The organism is Nocardioides sp. LML1-1-1.1, assembly GCF_040676175.1.
GTDB lineage: Bacteria > Actinomycetota > Actinomycetes > Propionibacteriales > Nocardioidaceae > Nocardioides.
The window spans coordinates 651,229-671,133 of sequence record NZ_JBEGHK010000001.1 but is presented as its reverse complement, the minus strand read 5'-3'; the positions used below and the strand labels follow the sequence as shown (position 1 = coordinate 671,133).

The window sequence follows — 19,905 nt, the reverse complement described above, 5'->3', positions numbered from 1 at the left end:
CCCGCAACGAGCCCGAAACGCGTGCGGGTTAGTGTCGAAGCATGCCGTTCCTGCTGCGTGTGCTGCTGCCCGACGTCCCCGGTTCGCTGGGTCGCGTCGCCACGGCCATCGGTATGTCCGGCGGCGACATCGAGGCGATCGAGATCGTGGAGAAGCGTGACGACGGCACGGTCGTCGACGACGTCCTGCTCGACGTCGCGGCGGGCACGATGCCGGACTCGGTGGTCTCGGCGTGCAGCGCGGTCGAGGGCGTCGAGGTGCTCTGGATCAGCCGCTACCCCGCCGGCGGCAACCTGGTGATGGACCTGGAGGCCGTGGAGGAGCTGACCGCTGCCCCGGACCGCGCCTTCGACCGGCTCGTCGACCTGCTGCCCGCGACCTTCCGGGTCGACTGGGCCGCGCGCCTGCACCGGGCCAAGGGCGTCGTCTACGGCACCAGCGCCGCGCCCGAGGAGCTGGAGTTCGTCGAGATCGAGGCGCCGGTGCGCCTCGAGGTGCCCGAGGACGAGGTCACCCTCTACGCCGCCGCGCGGCTCGACGGCAACGAGGTCGTCGTCATCGGCCGCCGCGGCGGACCGGAGTTCGCGGACTCCGAGATCGCGCGGCTCGGCCACCTGTGCGGCCTCGCCAACACGATCGCGACCGCGAACGACTGACCCGGCCGGGTCAGTCCTCGACCGGCTCCAGCAGGAAGACCGGGATCTCCCGGTCCGTCTTCTCCTGGTACGACGCATAGGTCGGCCACGTCGCCACCGCGTGGTCCCACCACTGCTGCCGCTCCTCGCCCTCGGCGATCCGCGCGCGGTAGGGCTTGGGCTCGGGCCCGTCCTGGAGGTCGACGACCGGGTGCGCGACGAAGTTGGCGTACCAGCTCGGGTTGTCGGGGGCGCCGCCCTTGGACGCGATCGCGACGTACGTCCCGTCCTTCTCCACCCGCATGACGGGGTTCTTGCGGAGCTTGCCGGACTTGGCGCCGACGCTGGTGATCACCACGATCGGGTCCTTGCCGCCCTGGAGGGTGTTGGCCTCCCGGCCGCCGGATGCTTCGTACGCCGCGACCTGGTCGCGGACCCACTGCTGGCTGCTCGGCTCGTACTCACCGGAAAGAGTCATGCCTCCACAAGACCACGACCGCGGGCGCTATTCCAGCGCCGCGTCGACGGCCCTCTCGATCGCCGCCTTGGTGCGCGCGCCCGTCAACTGCAGGATCGGCGCCCCGTCCCGGAAGAGGATCATCGTCGGCACGCCCAGCACGCGGTGGGCGGCGGACTGGACGGGGTTGGCGTCCTGGTCCATCTTCACCACCCGCAGCGAGCCCGCCCGTTCGTCGGCGATCCGCTCCAGCACCGGCCCGACCTGACGGCACGGCCCGCACCAGGTCGCCCACCACTCCACCAGCACGGGCGCGTCGGAGGCGAGCACCTCGTGCTCGAAGTCGGCGTCGGTGATCTCCTGCAGCGTCATGCTTCCTCCTGGGGTCGATAGCTCTCGGCGTCGTCCAGCAGCCCGGACAGCTCGCCACGCAGCCGGCTCAGCTCCTCGATCCGCCGGTCGATCTCGGCGATCCGCAGCCGGTACGCGTCGAGCGAAGCCGGGCACACGTCGGCCCGGTCGTTGCCGGCGCGCAGACACTCCACGAACGGGACGGTCTCGTCGGCGGTGAGCCCGAGGCTCAGCAGCGCCCGGATCTCGCGCACGACGAGGACGTCGGCGTCGTCGTACTCCCGGTAGCCGTTGGCTGCCCGCTCCGGCACGATCAGCCCGCGCGACTCGTAGTAGCGCACCGCCTTCACGCTGACGCCGGCCCGCTCGGCGAGGTCCTTGATGAGCACGGCCCGACCGTAGACCTTGCCCCCGGGGTCAAGGTCAAGCCTGCTCTCCCCGAGCCGCTAGCGTTCGGTCCATGAGTGCGATCGAGGGCGTGAGCGAGACGTTCGACGCGAGCCAGTGGGACCTCGTCCCCGGCTTCGAGGACCTGACCGACCTGACCTACCACCGGGCGAAGGCGCACGGCACGGTCCGGATCGCCTTCGACCGGCCCGACGTCCTCAACGCCTTCCGCCCGCACACCGTCGACGAGCTGCTGCGCACCTTGGAGCACGCGCGCCAGTCCGCCGACGTGGGTTGCGTGCTGCTCACCGGCAACGGCCCCAGCGTCAAGAACGGCAAGTGGTCCTTCTGCACCGGCGGCGACCAGCGGATCCGCGGTCGCGCCGGCTACCAGTACGAGGTCTCGACGAGCTCGACCCAAGGGACGGTGAGCGCCGGCGACACCGGCGCCGAGGAGCCCAGCGTCATCGACAAGGCCAAGCTCGCCCGCCTGCACATCCTCGAGTGCCAGCGGCTGATCCGCTTCATGCCGAAGGTCGTCATCTGCGTCGTCCCCGGGTGGGCGGCCGGTGGCGGCCACAGCCTCTTCGTCACCTGCGACCTCGCCCTCGCGTCGAAGGAGCACGCCAAGTTCAAGCAGACCGACGCCGACGTCGGCTCCTTCGACGGCGGCTACGGCTCGGCGTACCTCGCCCGTCAGGTCGGCCAGAAGTTCGCCCGCGAGATCTTCTTCCTCGGCCAGGAGTACGACGCAGACGACGCCGTCCGGATGGGCGCCGCCAACCGCGCCGTGCCCCACGCCGAGCTGGAGGCCACCGCCCTGGAGTGGGGCCGCCTGATCAACGGCAAGAGCCCCACCGCCCAGCGGATGCTCAAGTACTCCTTCAACCTGCTCGACGACGGCCTGGTGGGCCAGCAGCTCTTCGCCGGCGAGACCACGCGACTGGCGTACATGACCGACGAGGCGCAGGAGGGGCGCGACCAGTTCCTGGAGAAGCGGGAGCCGGACTGGTCGCCGTACCCCTGGTACTACTGATTCAACGCGTTTGTGCAGGTCAGAGGCCATGGAGGTGGCGGTGAGGGATCTCCGGCGCGGGACGTGTAATGCCGGATGACGGCTGCCTCGATCCTCTCTGTCGGAACCTGCACCTGCCGTCCGCGCGGCCCGACCCGAGTCGCCGCGTGTGCGGCCACCCAGCCGACGATCTCGTGCGCCGCATTGTCCTGGGCAGCATTCAACGCCGTCGAGATCTCGGGGTGAAGCGCGGCTGCGAGCGACCAGGTCTTGGGTCCGTTGACGGTGACCTCGACGAACCGCAGCGCGTGCTCGTCCTTGAGCAGGCCTTCCCTTGTTGACGCCAGTCTCGACATCGATCCCGGCGACCCATTGCTCGTAGGTGTCGCCGTCCATCGAGCCCGCATGCTCTACGGCGCCGGGAGTAGCAGCCAAGCGCTCGGCCACACCGGTCCCTTCGCCGAGGTAGTAGTCATCGGCACGGGATCGGTCGCGCTCGACATATGCACGGGCAGCCTTCGCCGCGCCGCGGTAGAACTTCACTCCGCCGTGCACGCGAACCACCCCGCTCAAGCGTCCGTCGACCACCGTCGATAACCACATATCCGCAGGTCACAGGCCATTCTCAACTCTGATCGCTTCGATCCTTCGTAGCATGCGTGCCGACTGAAATGGGGGTGTGAAAGGGGAGGAAAAGTGGGTGGTTGAAGGGGAGGTGATGGTGGTTGGTGGAAAGGGATGGAGGCTTGAAAGAGGCGGAGGGATGGGGGTCGGGGAGACGGAGGTGGCAACGGAAAGTCGATCGGCAGCGGACCGGGATGTGGGCGAGAATGCGCGGATGGAAACGGTCACCCTGTGGCGCCCGACCGGCCCCAAGGAGCTTGCGCTCGTGGAGGCGTCCGGCTGGCGTGAGTGGCCGCCGAGGCTGCCCGACCAGCCGATCTTCTATCCGGTCCTGAACGAGGACTACGCCGTCCGGATCGCCCGCGACTGGAACGTCAAGGCGAGTGGCGTCGGCTACGTGACCCGGTTCGATGTCGAGAAGGCGTACCTCGACCAGTACGAGGTTCAGCAGGCCGGCGGCCAGACGATCCTCGAGTACTGGATCCCCGCCGAGGACCTCGACGATTTCAACCGGCACATCGTCGGCCTCATCGAGGTCGTTCGCGAGTTCCGATGACCGATTACGACGTGACACCCGAGCAGGCTTCTCACGATCGGGTCATCCCGGACCGCGATCTGCCGATGGTCGCCGCGCAGTGGTTGGTCGATGGCTATGACTCGCCGCTTCTGCGGGAGATGGCCTCGCTGACATCACGGCAGGCGCTCGAAGGAGAGGTGAAGATGGCCGACGTCCTGGCTCAGCTCGGCCATCCGATCCGCGAGTTCGATTCTCCGTACGAGCAGCTGCCGTGGCGCGGCCAGTGGGAGGGCATCTGGTGGGCCGTTGATCGGATGGATCGCACCCATCGGCCCTATGCGTCGGCGCAGTACGTCCTCGAGATCATCGGCGACTACGAAGGTCTCTGGGAGCCTGGCGGCGGCGAGGCCCTGATGGCGATGCTCCGGGCCTGGGACGAGAATCCGGACCTGCGGCCCGCGATCGACGAGCAGATCCGTGGGCATCTCCGCGAGCTTCGCGAAGACGATGTGCCGCCCCTCGGGCTGCCGGAGGGGCGGGACGAATGACGAGCCCTTGGCGGCGTCCAATCGAGCGGCTTTGGGCTGAGCATCTTGCTCGGCCGTTCCCGCCTGACCTTCGGGGGGTGGATGTTGGTGGCGTCGAAGTTGTCCTTCTTGATTCGGACATCGCTGGGTACGTATCGACCTGGCTCTCGAGCGGCAGGCTCGACGGTGGAGCGCATCCGATCCTTGCTCAGTGCATGGACGAGGCGTACCGCGTCGCGAGGCTGCTGGTGGATTCGACTGATGCAGCGTACTTCGAGGGTCTGGGGAACCTCGCGGACGCAGTCCTTGCCGCTGACGAGTTCCGGGAGGAGTTCGCGCCGCCGCGAAGTTATCTGGCCTGCAAGTGGAGCCACTCAACCAGCGACGAGCCGACATCGATCCTCTCCGAGCTCGACGCGGCGCGCTACGAGGTTCGCAAGATCCACCAGTTCGCCGATGGCCGCCTGGAGCGCGCCGACCGAATCACAGAGGTGAGCACTTCGCTGAGCTGGGAGCCGACGCCGAGCGTGGCGGAGATCGCGGCGAACGATGAGTTCGAAATCGTCGATCTCGATGCGGACACGTTCGAGGAGAAATGGCGACAGGCGGTTCCAGTCGGGCTTCCTGTGCTCGTCATCGACGGCGATCGGTTCGACGACTTCGAAGGCTTCGTGGGGCGATTCTCGGCGCTACTGGCGGACTTCGAGTGGAACGGCAGCCTGGACGCGTTCAACGACATCCTGCGGGGTGGGTGCGGAACTCCGGACGGCGGCTTCGAGTTGCGTTGGTTGAACTCGTCGCGTTCGCGTGAGGCGCTCGGCTGGCCCGCGACTGTGCGGTGGCTTGAGGGCACACTCGCCCGCTGTCACCCGTCCAACGTGACAGCGGTGACCGCCCAACTGGAGGCGGCCAGGCGGGGCGAGGGCACCACGCTCTTCGACTGGATCGTAGAGATCGTCGAAGCCCACGGCGTCGGCGGAAGGGAGGCGGAGGACAGCGTCGTGCTGCGACTGCTTTGAGCGAGCGCGCGTCGATGGAGCTACTTCCTCATCTCCCGGCGTCGTTCGGCGACGCCGTGGCAATACTCGTCCCACTCCTTGGCGAAGTCCTGAGGTTTCGCTACGCCCCGCACCGAGGCGACGACACCCGCCCACGGGCGGGTCAGATGTGTGCTCGTTCGACCGTCGCGGGTGCGGACGAGTGCTGACGCGCAAACGCTGTCCTTGCCATCGAGGCTCAGTGAGAACTCGAAAAGACGCTGTGAACAGAGCTCCGAGTTGACGACCAGGGTCTGTTGGTCGACCTCGGTGGACCGAACCTGCCATGAGAGGCCGTGAGCCTCGCCCTGATCGACGACGTCGCCCAACGGGAGCGTGCTGCCCGGATGGTCTGTCCTCACTGTGAACGGGTCAGACGCGGGAACTGTGTCGACCCAGATGCCCTGTGCGATGGCTTCCACGAACTCGTCATGGAAGCGGAAGAGGTAGTGCTGGTGGGTCTCCAGCAGCGGAGTCTCGTAGTTGCTCCACTCGTAGGCGTGTCGTTCGGCGAGCCAGGTCGAGTCGAGGACGTTGTACACCCAGCTGGAGAAGTCGTGACCGTCGTCGTACGGTGCGACCTCACCCCGGCTTGCGCGCATCGCGTCCAGGCCCTCGAAGGTGACCCGCCCCAGGCTGCCTTCAGCGGTCTCAAAGAAGAGTGCGTTGTCGGCCGGGCTCCTCGTCACTTCATCGGCACCCGCCACGGAGAGGTGCCCGAACGTCAACCGACAGGGCCCGACGGCGTCGGCCTTCAACGGGACTGGCATGGGCATGGCACGGCTCACCTTCCTAGCAAACCTCATGTCTCGCCTTCCCCTCCGCTTCGTCACGACCTACCTTCCTCGGCGGCGTAGTCGATCGCGCCAACTCGGCCGGCGCACGGTGGCGCTTTGGACGCCTTCTTGGGCGGGCGGTTCAAGCCAGTCGAGTCGAGTGACCCGACGGCCGGCAAGGAAGTCGCGGGCGGCCTTGCGAGTCACCTGATCGAGATAAGGAAGGTCCTGACCCGCGTACTCCCAGTCGTCGTAGATGTCGTCCAGCATCACGAACGGTTGCAGGTCGTCTTCGCCCTCGTGTCCGATCATCTGGTGAGCCCAGGTCGAGAGTTCGCGCAGCGTCAGTTTGCCGTCCAGGAAGAGTCCGAGTCGGGCCTCGAGCCCCGCCCGGTCAGCGCTGATGTCGAGGAGGTCACCGATCTCAAGTTCGTCGAGGGCAGCAGTCACAGCAGGCTCGACCTCGTAGAACGAGTCGCCTGGTGACAGACCAGCGAGCTGCCGCAGCGCAGGAGTGTCGTATCCGAGCACCAGCAGGTCAGCGGCCGCGTCGTTGAGGTCACCCACGCCGTCCTGGGGAGTGCTGCGCCAGAGCCCAAGCGGCGTACGGAAGTACGTGCGTGCAACTGCCGCCCTGCGTGCCTGATCATCGGGCGAAGCGGTGAAGTTCCAAGGACTGCCCACCAAGGGAGCGCCGTTGAGCACGATGTAGATCTGCCCGAGAAGATCGAGCACCTGGTGGGCACGTCGACGTTCCGCCATTGTTTGGTTCGCGACAGCACGCGTTCCATCCCGTGCCCAGTCGAGACTCTGTTGCAGGGCGGCCGGGTCGAACGACGTGAGACTTGGACCAGGCGCGAGGACGCGCGCGACGTCGACGGCGAGCTTGGCTTCGGGCCGGTCGACGAAGTCCTCCAACGGATGACGTTGGAGCCACCACCGCAAGGCGTGCGCGGCTGCCTCTCGTTCGTCTCCATGCCACCGAGCTGGCGAACGCGGAGTGACCGCGTCGGGCCGCGGTGATCTTGAGCCCCGCATCTTCTGCCGTCTGCGAAGGGTCGAATAGCGCTGAACTAGTTCGAGATGCAGGTTGCGTTCCCGCTCGAGCAGGTCGATCGCCGGGGCCAGGAACTCGATACTCTCGCGCGGCGCGCCGAGCTTGGCTTCCAAGTAGTGCCACGAGGGGTGGAATCCAACTGGCTGCGCCCACTCCAGACAATGGGCGAGTGCTCGAAGGCGCCGGCCGTGCGGCAGCGTCTCGTCACGCACCCGCCTTGCCTCGCGCCCGAATCCCATGGCGGCAATCTACGGCGGACGGCCGTGAAGCCCCGACCGTTTTACGGCGCTGCCGGCGCCAATCTCGGTCGCAGGCGACGACGCTTCTGCGTGAGGATGGACCGCATGGAATGGGACGACGTCACCCGGGAGAGGCTTGAGGTCGCGCTCAACGAGTCCGACGTGGTCGGAGTACGGCTCGACCCTGCCCGTGCGTACGTCGAGGTTCTGCTTCACGTGATCGCACTTCCAGAGTCTGGCCCACTCATGAAGGACGGTCGCCGGATCATGCGGCTGAAGCGGCCTGCCGAGTTGCGGTTCTTGCTGCGGCGGGATCCACTCGGCGAGCAGGCGGCGACCCAGCCCGCCATCCCTCTGGCTGACGAGGCTGCGGTCGAGACGTTCTTCGACTCGCTCGCCTGGGGCGGTTCGATCTACGGCTGGCGCTTCTTCGATGAGCCCGGACTGACCAGAGACTGGCCAGCGGATCCGAGTCTGCGCATCCCGGTTCGAACCGAAAGCGGCGCGCACTCGTTCTACTGGTTCAACGAATGCGGCGTCGAGAGGGACGGCGAGACCGAGGCCTTCTGCATCGAGGGCACGGTCACCTTCGACGACCTCTTGGTGCTCGATGCCGAAGCGCGCGAGATTCCCATCGAGACGTTCATCGCTGACGGCGTTCGCCAATGGGACGCTTTGTACGCACACGACGAGCGGCTCAGTGTCGATGCCCAGCGTGCGGCACATCAGGGAGCCCCGAAGTGGCGGAGGTGGGCGGTGGGTAGCCAGTCGGCCATGGGTCCCATGTGATGGCTGGCACAACCGTACCGTTTTCGGTACGGTTGTGCCATGGCTGCCGAGGTGAAGTACCGAGACCTGGTGCGTGAGATCGCGCTGGGCGAGTACGGCTTCATCACCACCAAGGATGCGGTCGCGGCGGGTGTTCCGGCGGTCGAGCTGCGCAAGCTGGCGGCACGAGGAGCGCTGGTCCACGTTGCGTACGGGATCTACCGGGTACCTGATGCCCCCGGCTCGCCCTTCGACCAGTTCGCCGAAGCATTGCTGAGGGCGGGTGACGGTGCCTACCTGCGGGGCGACTCGGTGCTGGCGTTGTTCGGTCTTGCTGACGTCAATCCCCGCAAGATCCGCGTGGTCGCGCCGAAACGGACGCGCGCCAAGATGCCGGCCATCATGGAAGTGGCTGCTCCGCCGCGTGGTGAGGCGCCGAACCTCACGCGCTACGAAGGTCTGCTGGCAATGCGCGTTGCCGACGCGATCCTTGACTGCCGAGGTCGAATCGAGCGGGATCGCTTGCTCAAGGCGGCCCGTGACGCTCGCAAGGAGGGTCTGGTGACCCGTGCCGAATACGCGAAGCTTCAAGGCGAGCTGCGCAAGCCCGCCCCTGGCCCGGCGGAGAGAAGCGCGTCGTGACGTACTCGACCCCGCCTCCCAACCTGAGGTCGCTTGAGCAGCGGATCCGCAACCTGGAGACCGACGACACCAGCACAGTGCGCCGCCAGGTGACGATGGCGATGGTTGTCGTCGGACAGTTGCTCCCTGAGGGTGCGGTCAAGGGCGGCACCGCGATGGCGCTTCGCTATGGGCGTGCTGAGAGTCGATTCACGCAAGACCTCGACGCCGCGCGGGTCCATCCGCTGAGCGAGTTCCTCGACGACTTCGAAGCCTCGCTCAACCAGGGCTGGGCAGGCTTCACAGGTCGAGTGGTCGACCGTCAGCCGCCGCGTCCGCCGGGCATTCCACCGGCCTACGTCATGCAGCCCTTCGACCTGAAGCTTGACTACCTCGGTCGGTCGTGGCGGACCGTCAAGTTCGAGCTCGGTCACAACGAGATCGACGACGCCTTGGAACCCGAACTCCGGATCGCGGCCGATCTGGTCGAGCTCTTCACCGACCTCGGACTCCCCGCACCGGGACCGATTCCGGTGATGCGTGCTGATCATCAGGTCGCCCAGAAGATCCACGCAATCTCGGAGCCGGGCAGCGAGCGAGTGCGCGATCTCGTCGACCTGCAGCTCCTGGACAGGGGCGAGAACCTCGACATGGCTGAGGTCAAGGCGACGTGTATTCGGCTCTTCGACTACAGACGGCGGCAGGCATGGCCGCCGGTGATGGAGGTCGGCGCCGGCTGGGGCGATCTCTACGAGGGAGCGATCGAGGGCGTCGACGTACTCCCTGACATCCAGGCAGCCGTCGCGTGGGGCAACGAGCTCATAAGGCGTATCGCCGATGCCTGACGGTCGGGTTACGGTTGCTGGCGTGGACGAAACCGAAGAGGAGTTTCTTCGGCTCGCGATGGCGTTGCCCCCGCGCGAGCGCTGGAACCTCGGAATGCGCCTCCTCGAGTCCCTGGAGGTCAAGGACGCGGGTTCGCGGCAAGCGGTCGACGAGTCGCGTCCGGGCGAGCCGGGGTAGGCCGTGGTGGGGATTGGGCGACGGAGGACCAAGCGCGACCGCGTGCAGGTCACCCGCATGCTTGTCCAAGGGCAGGCTGACACTTCGTTCTCGGTGATGGTTGAGCCGGAGGCGATGTCGTACGACTTCCCTCCACAGGAGCGGGTTCTGCTGACCTTCCGCGGGCCTGTTGCAGACGCTCAGTTCGAGGTCGTGCACGGTCCGGACTACCTCACGATCTGGCGACCGCCCGACACCGAGGTCTGGGCGACCCTCGCCGACGGCACGCACGAGCAGATCGGCGGATGGGCTCACATCCCCGCGCCCTGGCTCGACAGCGCACACGCCGACATCGGACCGCCGCCCTGGGAGCGGTCCTGACAATGGCGCGATGCGTGGCAAAAACGTGGCAGGAGAGTCGTCAGCGGCCGTCCGCGATCAACGACCGCCAACGCTTTGCGCAGGTCAACCGCACAATGCCGTCACCGACCATCAACAGCCGCTGAGCGTGCCGCGCTTCCCCTGGTACTACTGATCGGCTGCACGCGGCCGGAGCTCATCGACCTGCGCCGAGGCGCGGCACGGGGGAAGATGCCCGCATGGAGACGGTTGTCCTCTGGCGCCCGACCGGCCCCGAGGAGCTTGCGCTGCTCGAGCGCACCGGGTGGCGCGCGTGGCCGCGACTGCGTGACCAGCCGATCTTCTACCCGGTCCACAACGAGGACTACGCCGTCAAGATCGCTCGCGGCTGGAACGTGAGGGCCGGTGGTGTCGGCTACGTGACGCGCTTCGAGGTCGAGAAGGACTTCCTCAACCGGCACATAATTGGCCTGATCGAAGTCGTTCGTGAGTTCCGATGACCGACTACGACGTGACGCCGACGCCGACGCCGACGCCGACGCCGGAGCAGGTGGCTCGCGGTCGAGTCATCCCGGACCGCGACCTGCCGATGGTCGCGGCGCAGTGGTTGGTCGAGGGGTACGACTCGCCCCTCCTCCGGGAGCTGGCGTCGCTGACGTCACGACAAGCGCTGGCGGCCGAAGTGCGGCTCGGTGACGTCCTCGCCGAGCTCGGCCACGCGCCCCGGCTCGTTGATGTTCCGTACGAGCAGGTCGCGTGGCGCGGTCAGTGGGAGGACATCTGCTGGGCAGTCGACCGGATAGATCGCACCCATCGTCCCTACGCGGCGGCACAGTACGTCCTCGAGATCATCGGCGACCACGAGGACCTATGGGGCCCGGGAGGTGGTGTGGACCTGACCGCGATGCTCCGGGCGTGGGACGACGACGCAGAAAGTCGAATCGTGATCGATGAGCAGATCAGGACACATCTGCGCGCTCTCCGCGAGCAGGACGTTCCACCGCTGGTCGACGAGCGCCGCCGAGACTACTGAGCGCCTGGTACGACTGGACCATGCCCCGCACGATCGCCACGAACACCGACGTCGCCCTCGACGAGCTCCTCGACTTCGTCCGCCCGCGCCACCGCTTCCTGCTCGTCACCCGCCGGTCGGACGGCTCCCCACAGGCCTCGCCGGTGACCGGCGGGGTCGACGACGCGGGGCGGCTGGTGGTCGCGACGTACCCCGAGCGCGCCAAGACGCGCAACGCGCGCGCCGACGAGCGGGTGAGCGTGGTGGTGGTCTCGGACGAGTGGAACGGACCGTGGGTGCAGGTGGACGGCACGTGCGAGGTGCTCGACGTGCCGGAAGCGCTCGACGGGCTCGTTGACTACTTCCGCACCATCTCCGGCGAGCACCCCGACTGGGACGAGTACCGCCAGGCGATGCTCGACCAGGGCAAGTCGCTGCTCCGGATCACGCCGACCCGGTGGAGCCCGGTCGCGACGGGCGGCTTCCCGGCACGCCTCGCCGACGGCTGAGGCGGGGGACCGTCAGAGCCGGACGATCAACCGCGCGGCCCGGCGTCGCACCCCCCGCACCGGTACGACGCGCGCCCGCGCCTCGCGGAAGCGGAGCAGCTCCTCGTCGGTGGGCGTGCGGCCGAACAGCCGGATGTAGTGGTGGACCGTCGCGCGGTCCTCGTCGCGGGAGATGGTGGTTTCCTGAGTCACGGTGACTCTCCTGGCGGTGTCGCGCGGGCTTCCCGCGCGTCCGGTGTCCCGCCGCTGCTGGACGGGGCTGGGTGCGCGGTACCCCGCGCCGCTCGTGTCATACGTCACGGGTCAGCCCGCGCTCACGACGGCGCGGCAGCGGGGCCCGTGCGTCAGCTGGATCCGCTCGCCGACCGGCCCGGTGTCGAAGGAGCACTCGCCGTCGACGATCGAGACGTCGAGGCTGTCGCCCACCATCAGGTCGTACGACGCCCGGCCGGGTCCGCCGAGCAGGGCGAGCTGGCGGTCGGCGAGCGCGGCGGCGGCCGCGGGCGTCGTACCGGCGGGGAGGGAGAGGCTGGTCGCCTCGTCGTCACCGAGCCAGACCGTGGCGCCCTGCGGGAGCCCGGCGCGGAGCCGGCCGAAGAGCGCGAGCTGGTCGGGACCGGGGAAGCCGTCGCTGGAGGCCAGCGTCCAGGAGCCCTCGGGAGCGGCCTGGACGGTCCAGTCGGCGTCGGGGAGGGCGCCGAAGCGCCGGTCCAGGCCGGGCAGGGCGGCGAGCAGCGCGTCCGGTCCGGGCGCCGTGGTGACGGTGAAGCGGGTGCGCACGTGGGGCGCCTTGCTGACGTCCTGGGTCTCGATGTCGACGCGCACCTTCTCGCCCTCCAGCACCGGCAGCGCCTGCTCGATCGCGGCGCCGACGGCGGCCTCGTCGGCGTCCGGCTCGAAGCTGCGCAGGTGCACGACGTCCTCGCCCCAGGTGATGTCGAGGTCACCCTCCTCGCCGTGGTGGACCCCGGCGAAGGCGTCGTAGGTCCGGGTGACGACGGCGCTGAGCGCCGATGCCTCGGCCCCCGGCTCCATCCGCACGGTCAGCTGCAGCTTGCCGGAGTCGAGGGTGACCGGCTCGGTGTAGTCGAGCCTCGCCGACGCGACCCCGGGCAGCGCGGCGAGCCGGGCCCGCAGGTCGTCGGCCTCGCTCGCGTGGCTGGGGTCGGCGCACGCGGCGAGCAGGGGGAGCGCGGCGCAGGTCATCGAGGCGAGCAGGAGGGTCGGCTTCATGGCCCTCACCGTTCCAGCCGGCGCACCGGCGGCGCGTGAGTCGTCGTACTCAACGTTTTCTGCAAGGTCGGGCGGGCCCGCCGCTCCTACCCGTGAGCCCGGCGCCCGTCCGGAGCCGAACTCCTCACTCCAAGGACACGCCATGACCACGATCTCCCGCCGCCTCGCCCAGCTCGCCCTCGTCGGCGCCGCCTCCTGCGCCGCTCTCACCGCCAGCGGTACGGCGGCCCAGGCCGGCCCCGTCTGCGGCGACAGCCCGAAGCTGATCTTCGCCAAGCCGGGCGTCACGACGTACGGCACCGCCTGCGCCGACCAGATCATCGGCACCTCCGGCAACGACACGATCTACGGCCTCGGCGGCGACGACGAGGTGCTCTCGGGCACCGGCGCCGACACCGTGTACGGCGGTGCGGGCGACGACGAGATCTACACCGGCAGTGGCCTCGACCAGGTCCTCGGTGAGGCGGGTGACGACTTCGTCATGGCCGGCACCGAGAACGACCTCGTCAACGGCGGCGCGGGCGACGACGTGCTGCGCGGCGAGGAGGGCGACGACGTCCTGATCAGCCATGCCGGCGCGAACGTGCCCGACGGCTCCGACGAGCTCTACGGCGGCGACGGCAACGACTACCTCAACGGCTACGAGGGCGTCGACTGGGTCGAGGGCCAGCTGGGCGACGACACCCTGGAGTCGCACGAGGTCACCCCGGCCTACGACCACCTCGTCGGCGGACAGGGCAAGGACAAGTTCGCCGTGAAGGACGCCGTCGAGCACGACGCCGCCCACCGTGACGACGTGGACGTCGACAACTTCGACGCCGCGGTCACCAACAAGAACGCCGCCGACACCTTCCACTGAGCCTCAGGCGGACTGCCGGGCCTCCACCTCGACCGGGTGGGGGCCCGCTGCCGTGCCCGGCGCCCGCAGCAGCCGGAAGGTGGTGTGCCGGCGCAGCTCGAAGCCCAGCCCGAGGTAGACCGAGATCGCGCCGGTGTTGGTCGCCGCGGCGTGCATCAGGGCCCGCTCGCCGCGGGCGTGGATGCCGGCGGTGACCGAGCGGACCAGACGGGCGGCGATGCCCTGGCCGCGGAACTCCGGGTCGGTGCAGACCGCGCTGATCTCGGTCCAGCCCTCGGGGTGCACCCGCTCGCCGGCCATGGCGACCAGCCGTCCGGCCCGGCGGATGCCGAGGTAGGTGCCCATCCTCGGCGTACCGCTGAGGAAGGGGCCGGGCTGGTTGCGCTCGACGAGCGCCAGCATCTCGGCGACCACCGCGGGGTCGCTGCCGTCGAGCACCTCGGCCGCCGGGTCGAGGCGGGCCGCGACGGCCGGTGTCTCGACCAGCTGGACGCCACCGCCACCTGCCACCACGGTCCAGCCCGGCGGCGGGGGTGCGTCGTCGCCGCTGATCGTGACCTCGCCGCCCGGACCCGTCAGGGCGGCGAGGTCGGCCCAGGCCAGCGGGTCCCGGGCGTCGGCGAGGGCGTGGAAGACCGAGATGTCGCGGCGATAGCGCCGGGCCAGCCCGTCGCCCTCGGCGAGTCCGGAATGCGGACCGACGAGCGAGTGCCAGGCAGGATTGTCGAGAATCTCGACTAACTCAGTAGTCATAGGTCAATATTGCCCCACCAACCGAGAGGACCGCCATGAGCAGCATCCCCGTGGTCGTGCCGGCCACGAAAGCGCCGACGGTCGACGCGGTGCGCGCCGAGCTCGCCAGCAAGCGGGTCCTGCCCCGCCCCCACCTGGTGCGGTGGGTCGCCACGGCCGTGATCGCCCTCCTCATCGTCTCCCTGGTGCTCGACATCGCCGGCAACGCCAACTACCAGTGGCAGGACTTCTGGGGCTTCTTCACCCGGCCGGTCATCCTCGACGGCCTCCGGCTGACCCTGCAGCTCACGCTCTACGCCGCCGTGCTCGGCTTCGTCCTCGGCACCGTGCTCGCCCTCGCCCGGCTCTCGCGCAACCCGCTCTTCAACGGCCTGGCCTGGCTCTACATCTGGTTCTTCCGCTCGCTGCCGCTGCCGGTGCTCTTCATCATCGTCTACAACCTCTCCCAGTTCTTCCCCACGCTGGCGCTGAAGATCCCGCTCCTGCCAGCCCTGTTCAGCACCGAGACGCCACTGCTGCTGGCGCCGCTCGCGGCCGGTGTCGTGGGCCTGACGATCAACGAGGCGGCGTACGCCGCGGAGCTGATCCGTGGCGGGATCCTCTCCGTCGACCAGGGCCAGGTCGAGGCCGCCAACGCGCTCGGCCTCTCCCCGCTGCGGCGGCTGCGCCGGGTGGTGCTGCCGCAGGCGCTGCGCTCGATCGTGCCGGGCTACGTCAACCAGCTGATCGGCCTGGTCAAGATGAGCTCGCTGGTCTACTTCGTCTCGCTGCAGGACCTCTTCGGCGCGGTCAACATCATCAAGTCGCGGCTGCCCGGCGACATCATCCCGATCCTGCTGGCGGGCTCGGCGTGGTACCTCGTCATCGCCGGCGTGCTCTCCGTCGTGCAATTCTACGTCGAGCGCTACTTCGCCCGCGGTGCCGTGCGCACCCTGCCGCCCACTCCCCTCCAGCGGCTGCGCGGGGTGCTCGCCGGCCTGCGCCTGCGCGTGGCGGAGGCCCGCCGATGAGCGCCCCGGCCGTCGAGATCCGCAACGCCCACAAGGCCTTCGCCGGCACCGAGGTCATCAAGGGGATCGACCTCACCCTGCCGGCCGGCGGCGTCACGGTCATCCTGGGCCCGTCCGGCTCGGGCAAGTCCACGCTGCTGCGCGCGATCAACCACCTCGAGCCCCTGGACCTGGGCTACGTCGCGGTGCACGGCCGGCTGGTCGGTGTCCGTGAGCACCGGGGGCGGCTCCAGGAGCTGCCACCCAAGGCGGTCCGTGAGCAGCGCACCGGGATCGGCTTCGTCGCGCAGACCTTCAACCTCTTCCCGAACCTCACCGCGGAGGAGAACGTCGCCGAGCCGCTCCTCGCGCACAAACGTGCGACCCCGGCGCAGGCCCGCGCCCGGGCCCGGGAGCTGCTCGCCCAGGTCGGCCTGGGCGAGCGCGGCAAGGCCTATCCCCGCCAGCTCTCGGGCGGCCAGCAGCAGCGGGTGGCGATCGCCCGTGCGCTGGCGCTGGAGCCCGGGCTGCTGCTCTTCGACGAGCCCACCTCCGCGCTCGACCCCGAGCTGGTCGGGGAGGTGCTCGCGGTCATCAAGGCGCTGGCCGAGAGCGGCACCACCCTCGTCATCGTCTCCCACGAGATCGGCTTCGCCCGGGAGGTCGCCGACCACGTGGTCTTCATCGACGGCGGCGTCGTCGTCGAGCAGGGCCCGCCGGAGACGGTGATCGACCACCCGCGGCACGCCCGCACCCGCGAGTTCCTCGGAAAGGTCCTCTGACCACGGTTCCACCGCAGCACCCGCCGGCGGCCCCGCCGGCGTTCCCACGATGCTCGACCAAGGAGAACCATGTCTGCCACCCGTCCGCTCCGCCGTCCCTTCGGCCGCGCCCTGCTCGCCGCGTCCGTCGCCGCCCTGCTCGCCTCGACGCTCACCGGCTGCGGCAGCGACGCCGAGGCGTCGGGCGACGCCGAGGGCACGGTCACCATCGCCCGGGCCGCCGGCGACTTCGAGCAGACCACCCTCGACGTGCCCGTCCAGGACGAGATCCGCGCCAAGGTCCCGAAGGCGATCCTCGACAAGGGCAAGCTCGTCATCGGCGTCGGCGCGCTGCCCGACGGCTTCCCGCCGCTGGCCTACGTCGGCGACGACGACGAGACGATCACCGGTGCCGAGCCGGACCTCGGCCGCCTGGTCGCGGCGGTCCTCGGCCTGGAGCCGGAGGTCGTCAACGCGACCTGGGACAACCTCTTCGTCGGCATCGACAGCGGCGCGACGGACGTCGGCTTCTCCAACATCACCGACACCGAGAAGCGCAAGGAGACCTACGACTTCGCGGGCTACCGCAAGGACGACGTCGCGTTCGCGGTGAAGTCCGACAGCACGCTGGAGTTCACCGGCGACCCGGCGCCGCTCGACGGGCTGAAGATCGCGGTGAGCGCGGGCACGAACCAGGAGAAGATCCTGGTCGAGTTCAGCAACGCGCTGAAGAAGGCCGGCGGCAAGGGCATCGACATCAAGTACTTCGCCGACAGCACCTCGCAGTGGACAGCCCTCGACTCCGGCCAGATCGACGCCTACCTCGGCCCGAACCCGGCCGTCGCCTACCAGCAGGCGCAGACCGGCGACAAGTACCGCACCGCGGGCACCTACTCCGGCGCCGGCTCCTCCCTCCAGGGCCTGATCGCGGCGACCACCAAGAAGGACTCGGGGCTGGTCGAGGCCGTGGCGGACGCGATCAACTTCCTGATCGAGAACGGCCAGTACGAGAAGTGGCTGGCGACGTACAACCTCTCCAACGAGGCGGTCGAGAAGTCCGAGATCAACCCGCCGGGGCTCCCGCTCGACAACCAGTGACCGGCGCGGTGAGTCTCGCCCTCGCCCTCCGGGTGACCGCCGTCACCCGGAGGGCGAGTAGCCTCCGCCTGTGCCTCAGATCGTGGTCCTGACCGGTGCCGGCATCTCCGCGGAGAGCGGGGTGCCGACCTTCCGCGACGCGGACGGGCTCTGGGAGGGCCACCACGTCGAGGACGTCGCGACGCCCGAGGGCTTCGAGCGGGACCGCGCCACCGTCCAGCGCTTCTACGACGAGCGCCGGGCCGCCTTGGCGAGCGTGGAGCCCAACCCCGCGCACCGCGCCCTGGCCGAGCTCGAGCAGACGATGGGCGACGCGCTGCTCGTCGTCACCCAGAACATCGACGACCTCCACGAGCGTGCCGGGTCACGCAACGTCGTCCACATGCACGGCGAGCTGCGCAAGGCGCTGTGCCGGGCGTGCCAGGTCGCCTCGCCCTGGACGGGCACCCTCCTCGACGAGCCCGCCTGCCCGGCCTGCGGCGTGCACGACCTGCGCCCGGACGTGGTGTGGTTCGGCGAGGTGCCCTACGAGATGGACCGCATCGTCGACGCGCTGTCGGAGGCCACCCAGTTCGTCTCCATCGGTACGTCGGGCGCCGTCTATCCCGCCGCCGGCTTCGTCCAGCACGCCCGGCGCCACGGTGCCCGCACCCTGGAGCTGAACCTCGAGCCCAGCGAGGGCACCCACTTCTTCCACGAGGCCCGCCAGGGCCGCGCCGGCGACCTGGTCCCGGTGTGGACGCGCGAGGTGCTCTGGGCCTGAGGGCCACCTTTTCCGGATGTGACGGGTTAGTGTGACGCCATGTTCTCGGCCCGCGCCCTTGCCCTCGTCCCTCTCGTCCTGCTCGGCATGACGGCCTGCGGTGATGACAAGGACGCCACCGACACCGAGTCGAGCCCCGACCCCAAGGCCTACGCCGAGACCTCGGTCAAGCAGATCGGCGAGGACGTCGAGGCGGCGATGAAGGACCTGACGTCGGTCCACCTCAAGGGCAAGATCGTCGACGACGACGAGACCATCGTCATGGACGTCTCGATCAGCACCAGCGGCGACTGCGTGGGCAGCATGAAGATCCCCGGCACCGGCTCGTTCCGGCTCATCGGCGTGGACGGGGTCTCCTACTTCAAGGCCGACGAGGCGTTCTGGCGCAGCCAGGCCGGTGGGGACGCCGACGCCGCGATGAAGCTGATCGGCGACCGGTGGGCCACCGACTCCTCCGACACCGAGGGCTTCTCCGAGCTCTGCGACCTCGACGGTCTCTTGGGCGAGCTGAAGTCCGACGACGTCAGCGGTGACGGGGCCAAGGTCACCGGCACCAAGAAGGTCGCCGGCAAGGACGCAGTGGGTATCTCGTTCAAGTCCGACGACGGCAACCCCGGCGTGGCCTGGGTTGCGGCGAGCGACCCCCACTACTTCCTGCGCTGGGACGTGAAGAAGGAAGGCGCCGTCACCCTGAGCCAGTTCGACGTGCCCGTCAACGCGAAGAAGCCGGCCGCCTCCGACGTCGTCGACCTGGCCAAGCTCGGCAGCTAGTCCCGCGCCAGCTCCGCGTCCAGGATCCCGGTGATCCGGGTCCGGTCGTCGTCGAGCCCGAGCGGGGCCAGCCAGTCGAGCAGGGTGGCCCGGAAGAGCTGACCTGACGCGATCACCCGCGGGTCGCAGTGCCCGGTGGACTCCAGGGTGACCACGCCGTAGAGCGCCGACCAGGCGCGCATGTAGATCCACAGCAGCCCCCGTTCCTCGGCCGGGATGTGGTCGGACTTGGCCGGGATGAGCGGCTCCAGGACCGCCTCCCGGATGACCGGGTCGAGCTCGTCGAGACGCGGGTAGGGGAACCGGGTCCGCTCCCAGATCTCCCCGAGCAGGTCGGTGAAGTAGTGCCCCGACGTGGAGACGGTGAGCAGCTCGCGGCGATGGGTGTCGGCCTCGGCGATCGGGTTGGCGAAGACGAGCGCGAACTCCCGCGGCTTGGCCAGCGCCCACTGCCGGAAGCGCACGCACGCGACCGTGAGCCGCGCGGCGGGGTCGTCGGCGGGAAAGCGCTCGGCCGCCGCGCGCCACTCGGCGGTGGCGGCCTTGTCGAGCTCGAAGGCGACCAGGTCGACGAGCTGCTGGTAGCTCTCGACGTACCGGTAGAGCGCGGGGGCGGTCATCCCCATCCGTCCGGCGACCGCGCGCAGGGAGAGGTCCGCGCCCTCGGCGAGGAGCTGTGCGGAGACCGCCACGATCTCGTCGTACGTCGCCTCCCGCTGGCGTTCGCGACGGGTGGCGGGTGCGGGGAGGTGGGGCACGTGACTCCTACGAGGTCCGAGACGGC

The 19,905-nt window shown here is 69.2% G+C and carries 29 protein-coding genes; 19 read left to right on the top strand and 10 right to left on the bottom strand.

The genetic code is table 11. From position 1 onward, the window contains the following. Window positions 1-41 precede the first annotated feature (41 nt). A complete protein-coding gene (locus MRBLML1_RS03325) occupies window positions 42-656 on the top strand; it encodes an ACT domain-containing protein (RefSeq protein WP_364511343.1) in 615 nt (204 codons plus the stop codon). Window positions 657-666: 10 nt separating this feature from the next. Here MRBLML1_RS03325 and MRBLML1_RS03320 read toward each other — a convergent pair whose 3' ends face one another. The 3 genes from MRBLML1_RS03320 to MRBLML1_RS03310 are packed head-to-tail and all read right to left on the bottom strand — an operon-like array spanning window position 667 to window position 1,832. Further along, window positions 667-1,113 carry a nitroreductase family deazaflavin-dependent oxidoreductase gene (locus tag MRBLML1_RS03320; protein WP_364511340.1) on the bottom strand — a complete coding sequence of 149 codons (447 nt, stop codon included), beginning with the start codon at window positions 1,111-1,113 and terminating at the stop codon, window positions 667-669. A 27-nt stretch (window positions 1,114-1,140) separates the two neighbouring features. Next, window positions 1,141-1,464 (bottom strand): thioredoxin family protein, encoded by a 324-nt coding sequence (locus MRBLML1_RS03315; RefSeq protein ID WP_364511337.1) that lies wholly within the window; start codon window positions 1,462-1,464, stop codon window positions 1,141-1,143. Then, a complete protein-coding gene (locus MRBLML1_RS03310) occupies window positions 1,461-1,832 on the bottom strand; it encodes a MerR family transcriptional regulator (RefSeq protein WP_364511335.1) in 372 nt (123 codons plus the stop codon). Before MRBLML1_RS03310 ends, MRBLML1_RS03315 begins: the two co-directional genes overlap by 4 nt. 71 nt (window positions 1,833-1,903) lie before the next feature. On the opposite strand from MRBLML1_RS03310, the gene MRBLML1_RS03305 reads away from it, so the two are divergent. Beyond that, window positions 1,904-2,866 (top strand): 1,4-dihydroxy-2-naphthoyl-CoA synthase, encoded by a 963-nt coding sequence (locus MRBLML1_RS03305; protein ID WP_364511332.1) that lies wholly within the window; start codon window positions 1,904-1,906, stop codon window positions 2,864-2,866. Here the strand turns inward: MRBLML1_RS03305 and MRBLML1_RS03300 are convergent. Then, window positions 2,860-3,201, bottom strand: a complete 342-nt coding sequence (locus MRBLML1_RS03300; RefSeq protein WP_364511329.1) for a relaxase domain-containing protein — start codon at window positions 3,199-3,201, stop codon at window positions 2,860-2,862. The two genes, MRBLML1_RS03305 and MRBLML1_RS03300, sit on opposite strands and share 7 nt — an antisense overlap. Window positions 3,202-3,545: 344 nt before the next feature. Between MRBLML1_RS03300 and MRBLML1_RS03295 the strand changes: the two genes are divergently transcribed. The 3 genes from MRBLML1_RS03295 (at window position 3,546) to MRBLML1_RS03285 (ending at window position 5,532) form a co-directional block, all read left to right on the top strand. Continuing rightward, entirely contained in the window at window positions 3,546-4,025 is a 480-nt protein-coding gene (locus MRBLML1_RS03295; protein ID WP_364511326.1) for a hypothetical protein, read from the top strand. After that, window positions 4,022-4,534: a hypothetical protein gene (locus MRBLML1_RS03290; protein WP_364511323.1), complete on the top strand. Its 513-nt coding sequence runs from the start codon at window positions 4,022-4,024 to the stop codon at window positions 4,532-4,534. Before MRBLML1_RS03295 ends, MRBLML1_RS03290 begins: the two co-directional genes overlap by 4 nt. A 194-nt stretch (window positions 4,535-4,728) precedes the next feature. Then, window positions 4,729-5,532, top strand: coding sequence for a DUF6881 domain-containing protein (locus tag MRBLML1_RS03285; protein ID WP_364511320.1), 804 nt, complete (start codon window positions 4,729-4,731; stop codon window positions 5,530-5,532). 20 nt (window positions 5,533-5,552) lie between these two features. On the opposite strand, the gene MRBLML1_RS03280 is transcribed toward MRBLML1_RS03285, so the two are convergent. Further along, window positions 5,553-6,338, bottom strand: a complete 786-nt coding sequence (locus MRBLML1_RS03280; protein ID WP_364511317.1) for a hypothetical protein — start codon at window positions 6,336-6,338, stop codon at window positions 5,553-5,555. A 48-nt stretch (window positions 6,339-6,386) separates the two neighbouring features. Further along, window positions 6,387-7,622 carry a hypothetical protein gene (locus tag MRBLML1_RS03275; protein WP_364511315.1) on the bottom strand — a complete coding sequence of 412 codons (1,236 nt, stop codon included), beginning with the start codon at window positions 7,620-7,622 and terminating at the stop codon, window positions 6,387-6,389. Window positions 7,623-7,727: 105 nt separating this feature from the next. Between MRBLML1_RS03275 and MRBLML1_RS03270 the strand changes: the two genes are divergently transcribed. The 8 genes from MRBLML1_RS03270 (at window position 7,728) to MRBLML1_RS03235 (ending at window position 11,894) form a co-directional block, all read left to right on the top strand. Beyond that, window positions 7,728-8,411: a hypothetical protein gene (locus MRBLML1_RS03270; protein ID WP_364511312.1), complete on the top strand. Its 684-nt coding sequence runs from the start codon at window positions 7,728-7,730 to the stop codon at window positions 8,409-8,411. Between the two features lie 39 nt (window positions 8,412-8,450). Then, entirely contained in the window at window positions 8,451-9,032 is a 582-nt protein-coding gene (locus tag MRBLML1_RS03265; RefSeq protein WP_364511309.1) for a type IV toxin-antitoxin system AbiEi family antitoxin domain-containing protein, read from the top strand. Beyond that, window positions 9,029-9,856 carry a nucleotidyl transferase AbiEii/AbiGii toxin family protein gene (locus tag MRBLML1_RS03260; RefSeq protein ID WP_364511306.1) on the top strand — a complete coding sequence of 276 codons (828 nt, stop codon included), beginning with the start codon at window positions 9,029-9,031 and terminating at the stop codon, window positions 9,854-9,856. Before MRBLML1_RS03265 ends, MRBLML1_RS03260 begins: the two co-directional genes overlap by 4 nt. A 22-nt stretch (window positions 9,857-9,878) precedes the next feature. Then, window positions 9,879-10,034, top strand: a complete 156-nt coding sequence (locus MRBLML1_RS03255) for a hypothetical protein (protein WP_364511303.1) — start codon at window positions 9,879-9,881, stop codon at window positions 10,032-10,034. A 42-nt stretch (window positions 10,035-10,076) separates the two neighbouring features. Then, window positions 10,077-10,394, top strand: coding sequence for a hypothetical protein (locus tag MRBLML1_RS03250; protein WP_364511301.1), 318 nt, complete (start codon window positions 10,077-10,079; stop codon window positions 10,392-10,394). Window positions 10,395-10,612: 218 nt separating this feature from the next. Then, window positions 10,613-10,873: a hypothetical protein gene (locus MRBLML1_RS03245; RefSeq protein WP_364511298.1), complete on the top strand. Its 261-nt coding sequence runs from the start codon at window positions 10,613-10,615 to the stop codon at window positions 10,871-10,873. Continuing rightward, the gene (locus MRBLML1_RS03240) at window positions 10,870-11,406 is read left to right on the top strand and encodes a hypothetical protein (protein WP_364511295.1); all 537 of its coding nucleotides are present in this window, start codon (window positions 10,870-10,872) and stop codon (window positions 11,404-11,406) included. The genes MRBLML1_RS03245 and MRBLML1_RS03240 overlap by 4 nt, the downstream gene beginning before the upstream one ends. A 20-nt stretch (window positions 11,407-11,426) precedes the next feature. Continuing rightward, window positions 11,427-11,894, top strand: coding sequence for a PPOX class F420-dependent oxidoreductase (locus MRBLML1_RS03235; RefSeq protein ID WP_364511292.1), 468 nt, complete (start codon window positions 11,427-11,429; stop codon window positions 11,892-11,894). A gap of 12 nt (window positions 11,895-11,906) precedes the next feature. Here the strand turns inward: MRBLML1_RS03235 and MRBLML1_RS03230 are convergent, their stop codons facing one another. Together MRBLML1_RS03230 and MRBLML1_RS03225 are read right to left on the bottom strand one after the other, a co-directional pair. Continuing rightward, the gene (locus tag MRBLML1_RS03230) at window positions 11,907-12,086 is read right to left on the bottom strand and encodes a hypothetical protein (protein ID WP_364511290.1); all 180 of its coding nucleotides are present in this window, start codon (window positions 12,084-12,086) and stop codon (window positions 11,907-11,909) included. Window positions 12,087-12,197: 111 nt separating this feature from the next. Further along, window positions 12,198-13,127 (bottom strand): hypothetical protein, encoded by a 930-nt coding sequence (locus MRBLML1_RS03225; RefSeq protein WP_364511287.1) that lies wholly within the window; start codon window positions 13,125-13,127, stop codon window positions 12,198-12,200. A gap of 142 nt (window positions 13,128-13,269) precedes the next feature. On the opposite strand from MRBLML1_RS03225, the gene MRBLML1_RS03220 reads away from it, so the two are divergent. Then, on the top strand, window positions 13,270-13,986 hold the full coding sequence (locus MRBLML1_RS03220; protein WP_364511285.1) for a calcium-binding protein: 717 nt from the start codon (window positions 13,270-13,272) through the stop codon (window positions 13,984-13,986). Window positions 13,987-13,989: 3 nt separating this feature from the next. Here MRBLML1_RS03220 and MRBLML1_RS03215 read toward each other — a convergent pair whose 3' ends face one another. Further along, complete coding sequence (locus tag MRBLML1_RS03215) at window positions 13,990-14,739, bottom strand: GNAT family N-acetyltransferase (protein ID WP_364511282.1); 750 nt, start codon at window positions 14,737-14,739, stop codon at window positions 13,990-13,992. Window positions 14,740-14,774: 35 nt separating this feature from the next. Here MRBLML1_RS03215 and MRBLML1_RS03210 point away from each other — a divergent pair, with 35 nt between their 5' ends. The 5 genes from MRBLML1_RS03210 to MRBLML1_RS03190 all read left to right on the top strand — a co-directional run bounded on the left by MRBLML1_RS03210 (window position 14,775) and on the right by MRBLML1_RS03190 (window position 19,121). Further along, window positions 14,775-15,749: an amino acid ABC transporter permease gene (locus tag MRBLML1_RS03210; RefSeq protein ID WP_364511279.1), complete on the top strand. Its 975-nt coding sequence runs from the start codon at window positions 14,775-14,777 to the stop codon at window positions 15,747-15,749. Then, window positions 15,746-16,510, top strand: a complete 765-nt coding sequence (locus MRBLML1_RS03205) for an amino acid ABC transporter ATP-binding protein (RefSeq protein ID WP_364511276.1) — start codon at window positions 15,746-15,748, stop codon at window positions 16,508-16,510. Before MRBLML1_RS03210 ends, MRBLML1_RS03205 begins: the two co-directional genes overlap by 4 nt. Before the next feature lie 69 nt (window positions 16,511-16,579). Then, the gene (locus MRBLML1_RS03200) at window positions 16,580-17,587 is read left to right on the top strand and encodes an ABC transporter substrate-binding protein (RefSeq protein WP_364511273.1); all 1,008 of its coding nucleotides are present in this window, start codon (window positions 16,580-16,582) and stop codon (window positions 17,585-17,587) included. 70 nt (window positions 17,588-17,657) lie between these two features. After that, window positions 17,658-18,350, top strand: coding sequence for an NAD-dependent deacylase (locus tag MRBLML1_RS03195; RefSeq protein WP_364511271.1), 693 nt, complete (start codon window positions 17,658-17,660; stop codon window positions 18,348-18,350). A 39-nt stretch (window positions 18,351-18,389) separates the two neighbouring features. Continuing rightward, the gene (locus MRBLML1_RS03190; RefSeq protein ID WP_364511268.1) at window positions 18,390-19,121 is read left to right on the top strand and encodes a hypothetical protein; all 732 of its coding nucleotides are present in this window, start codon (window positions 18,390-18,392) and stop codon (window positions 19,119-19,121) included. Here the strand turns inward: MRBLML1_RS03190 and MRBLML1_RS03185 are convergent. Next, the gene (locus tag MRBLML1_RS03185) at window positions 19,118-19,879 is read right to left on the bottom strand and encodes a TetR/AcrR family transcriptional regulator (protein ID WP_364511266.1); all 762 of its coding nucleotides are present in this window, start codon (window positions 19,877-19,879) and stop codon (window positions 19,118-19,120) included. The two genes, MRBLML1_RS03190 and MRBLML1_RS03185, sit on opposite strands and share 4 nt — an antisense overlap. Window positions 19,880-19,905 lie beyond the last annotated feature (26 nt).

Excerpts from the sequence above, each read along its gene's own strand:
- MRBLML1_RS03300 (WP_364511329.1), bottom strand. The coding sequence starts at position 3,201 with ATGTCGAGACTGGCGTCAACAAGGGAAGGCCTGCTCAAGGACGAGCAC.
- MRBLML1_RS03220 (WP_364511285.1), top strand. The coding sequence starts at position 13,270 with ATGACCACGATCTCCCGCCGCCTCGCCCAGCTCGCCCTCGTCGGCGCC.
- MRBLML1_RS03210 (WP_364511279.1), top strand. The coding sequence starts at position 14,775 with ATGAGCAGCATCCCCGTGGTCGTGCCGGCCACGAAAGCGCCGACGGTC.
- MRBLML1_RS03225 (WP_364511287.1), bottom strand. The coding sequence starts at position 13,127 with ATGAAGCCGACCCTCCTGCTCGCCTCGATGACCTGCGCCGCGCTCCCC.
- MRBLML1_RS03305 (WP_364511332.1), top strand. The coding sequence starts at position 1,904 with ATGAGTGCGATCGAGGGCGTGAGCGAGACGTTCGACGCGAGCCAGTGG.
- MRBLML1_RS03270 (WP_364511312.1), top strand. The coding sequence starts at position 7,728 with ATGGAATGGGACGACGTCACCCGGGAGAGGCTTGAGGTCGCGCTCAAC.
- MRBLML1_RS03315 (WP_364511337.1), bottom strand. The coding sequence starts at position 1,464 with ATGACGCTGCAGGAGATCACCGACGCCGACTTCGAGCACGAGGTGCTC.
- MRBLML1_RS03285 (WP_364511320.1), top strand. The coding sequence starts at position 4,729 with ATGGACGAGGCGTACCGCGTCGCGAGGCTGCTGGTGGATTCGACTGAT.
- MRBLML1_RS03190 (WP_364511268.1), top strand. The coding sequence starts at position 18,390 with ATGTTCTCGGCCCGCGCCCTTGCCCTCGTCCCTCTCGTCCTGCTCGGC.
- MRBLML1_RS03320 (WP_364511340.1), bottom strand. The coding sequence starts at position 1,113 with ATGACTCTTTCCGGTGAGTACGAGCCGAGCAGCCAGCAGTGGGTCCGC.
- MRBLML1_RS03205 (WP_364511276.1), top strand. The coding sequence starts at position 15,746 with ATGAGCGCCCCGGCCGTCGAGATCCGCAACGCCCACAAGGCCTTCGCC.
- MRBLML1_RS03275 (WP_364511315.1), bottom strand. The coding sequence starts at position 7,622 with ATGGGATTCGGGCGCGAGGCAAGGCGGGTGCGTGACGAGACGCTGCCG.
- MRBLML1_RS03265 (WP_364511309.1), top strand. The coding sequence starts at position 8,451 with ATGGCTGCCGAGGTGAAGTACCGAGACCTGGTGCGTGAGATCGCGCTG.
- MRBLML1_RS03245 (WP_364511298.1), top strand. The coding sequence starts at position 10,613 with ATGGAGACGGTTGTCCTCTGGCGCCCGACCGGCCCCGAGGAGCTTGCG.
- MRBLML1_RS03240 (WP_364511295.1), top strand. The coding sequence starts at position 10,870 with ATGACCGACTACGACGTGACGCCGACGCCGACGCCGACGCCGACGCCG.
- MRBLML1_RS03290 (WP_364511323.1), top strand. The coding sequence starts at position 4,022 with ATGACCGATTACGACGTGACACCCGAGCAGGCTTCTCACGATCGGGTC.
- MRBLML1_RS03215 (WP_364511282.1), bottom strand. The coding sequence starts at position 14,739 with ATGACTACTGAGTTAGTCGAGATTCTCGACAATCCTGCCTGGCACTCG.
- MRBLML1_RS03325 (WP_364511343.1), top strand. The coding sequence starts at position 42 with ATGCCGTTCCTGCTGCGTGTGCTGCTGCCCGACGTCCCCGGTTCGCTG.
- MRBLML1_RS03235 (WP_364511292.1), top strand. The coding sequence starts at position 11,427 with ATGCCCCGCACGATCGCCACGAACACCGACGTCGCCCTCGACGAGCTC.
- MRBLML1_RS03200 (WP_364511273.1), top strand. The coding sequence starts at position 16,580 with ATGTCTGCCACCCGTCCGCTCCGCCGTCCCTTCGGCCGCGCCCTGCTC.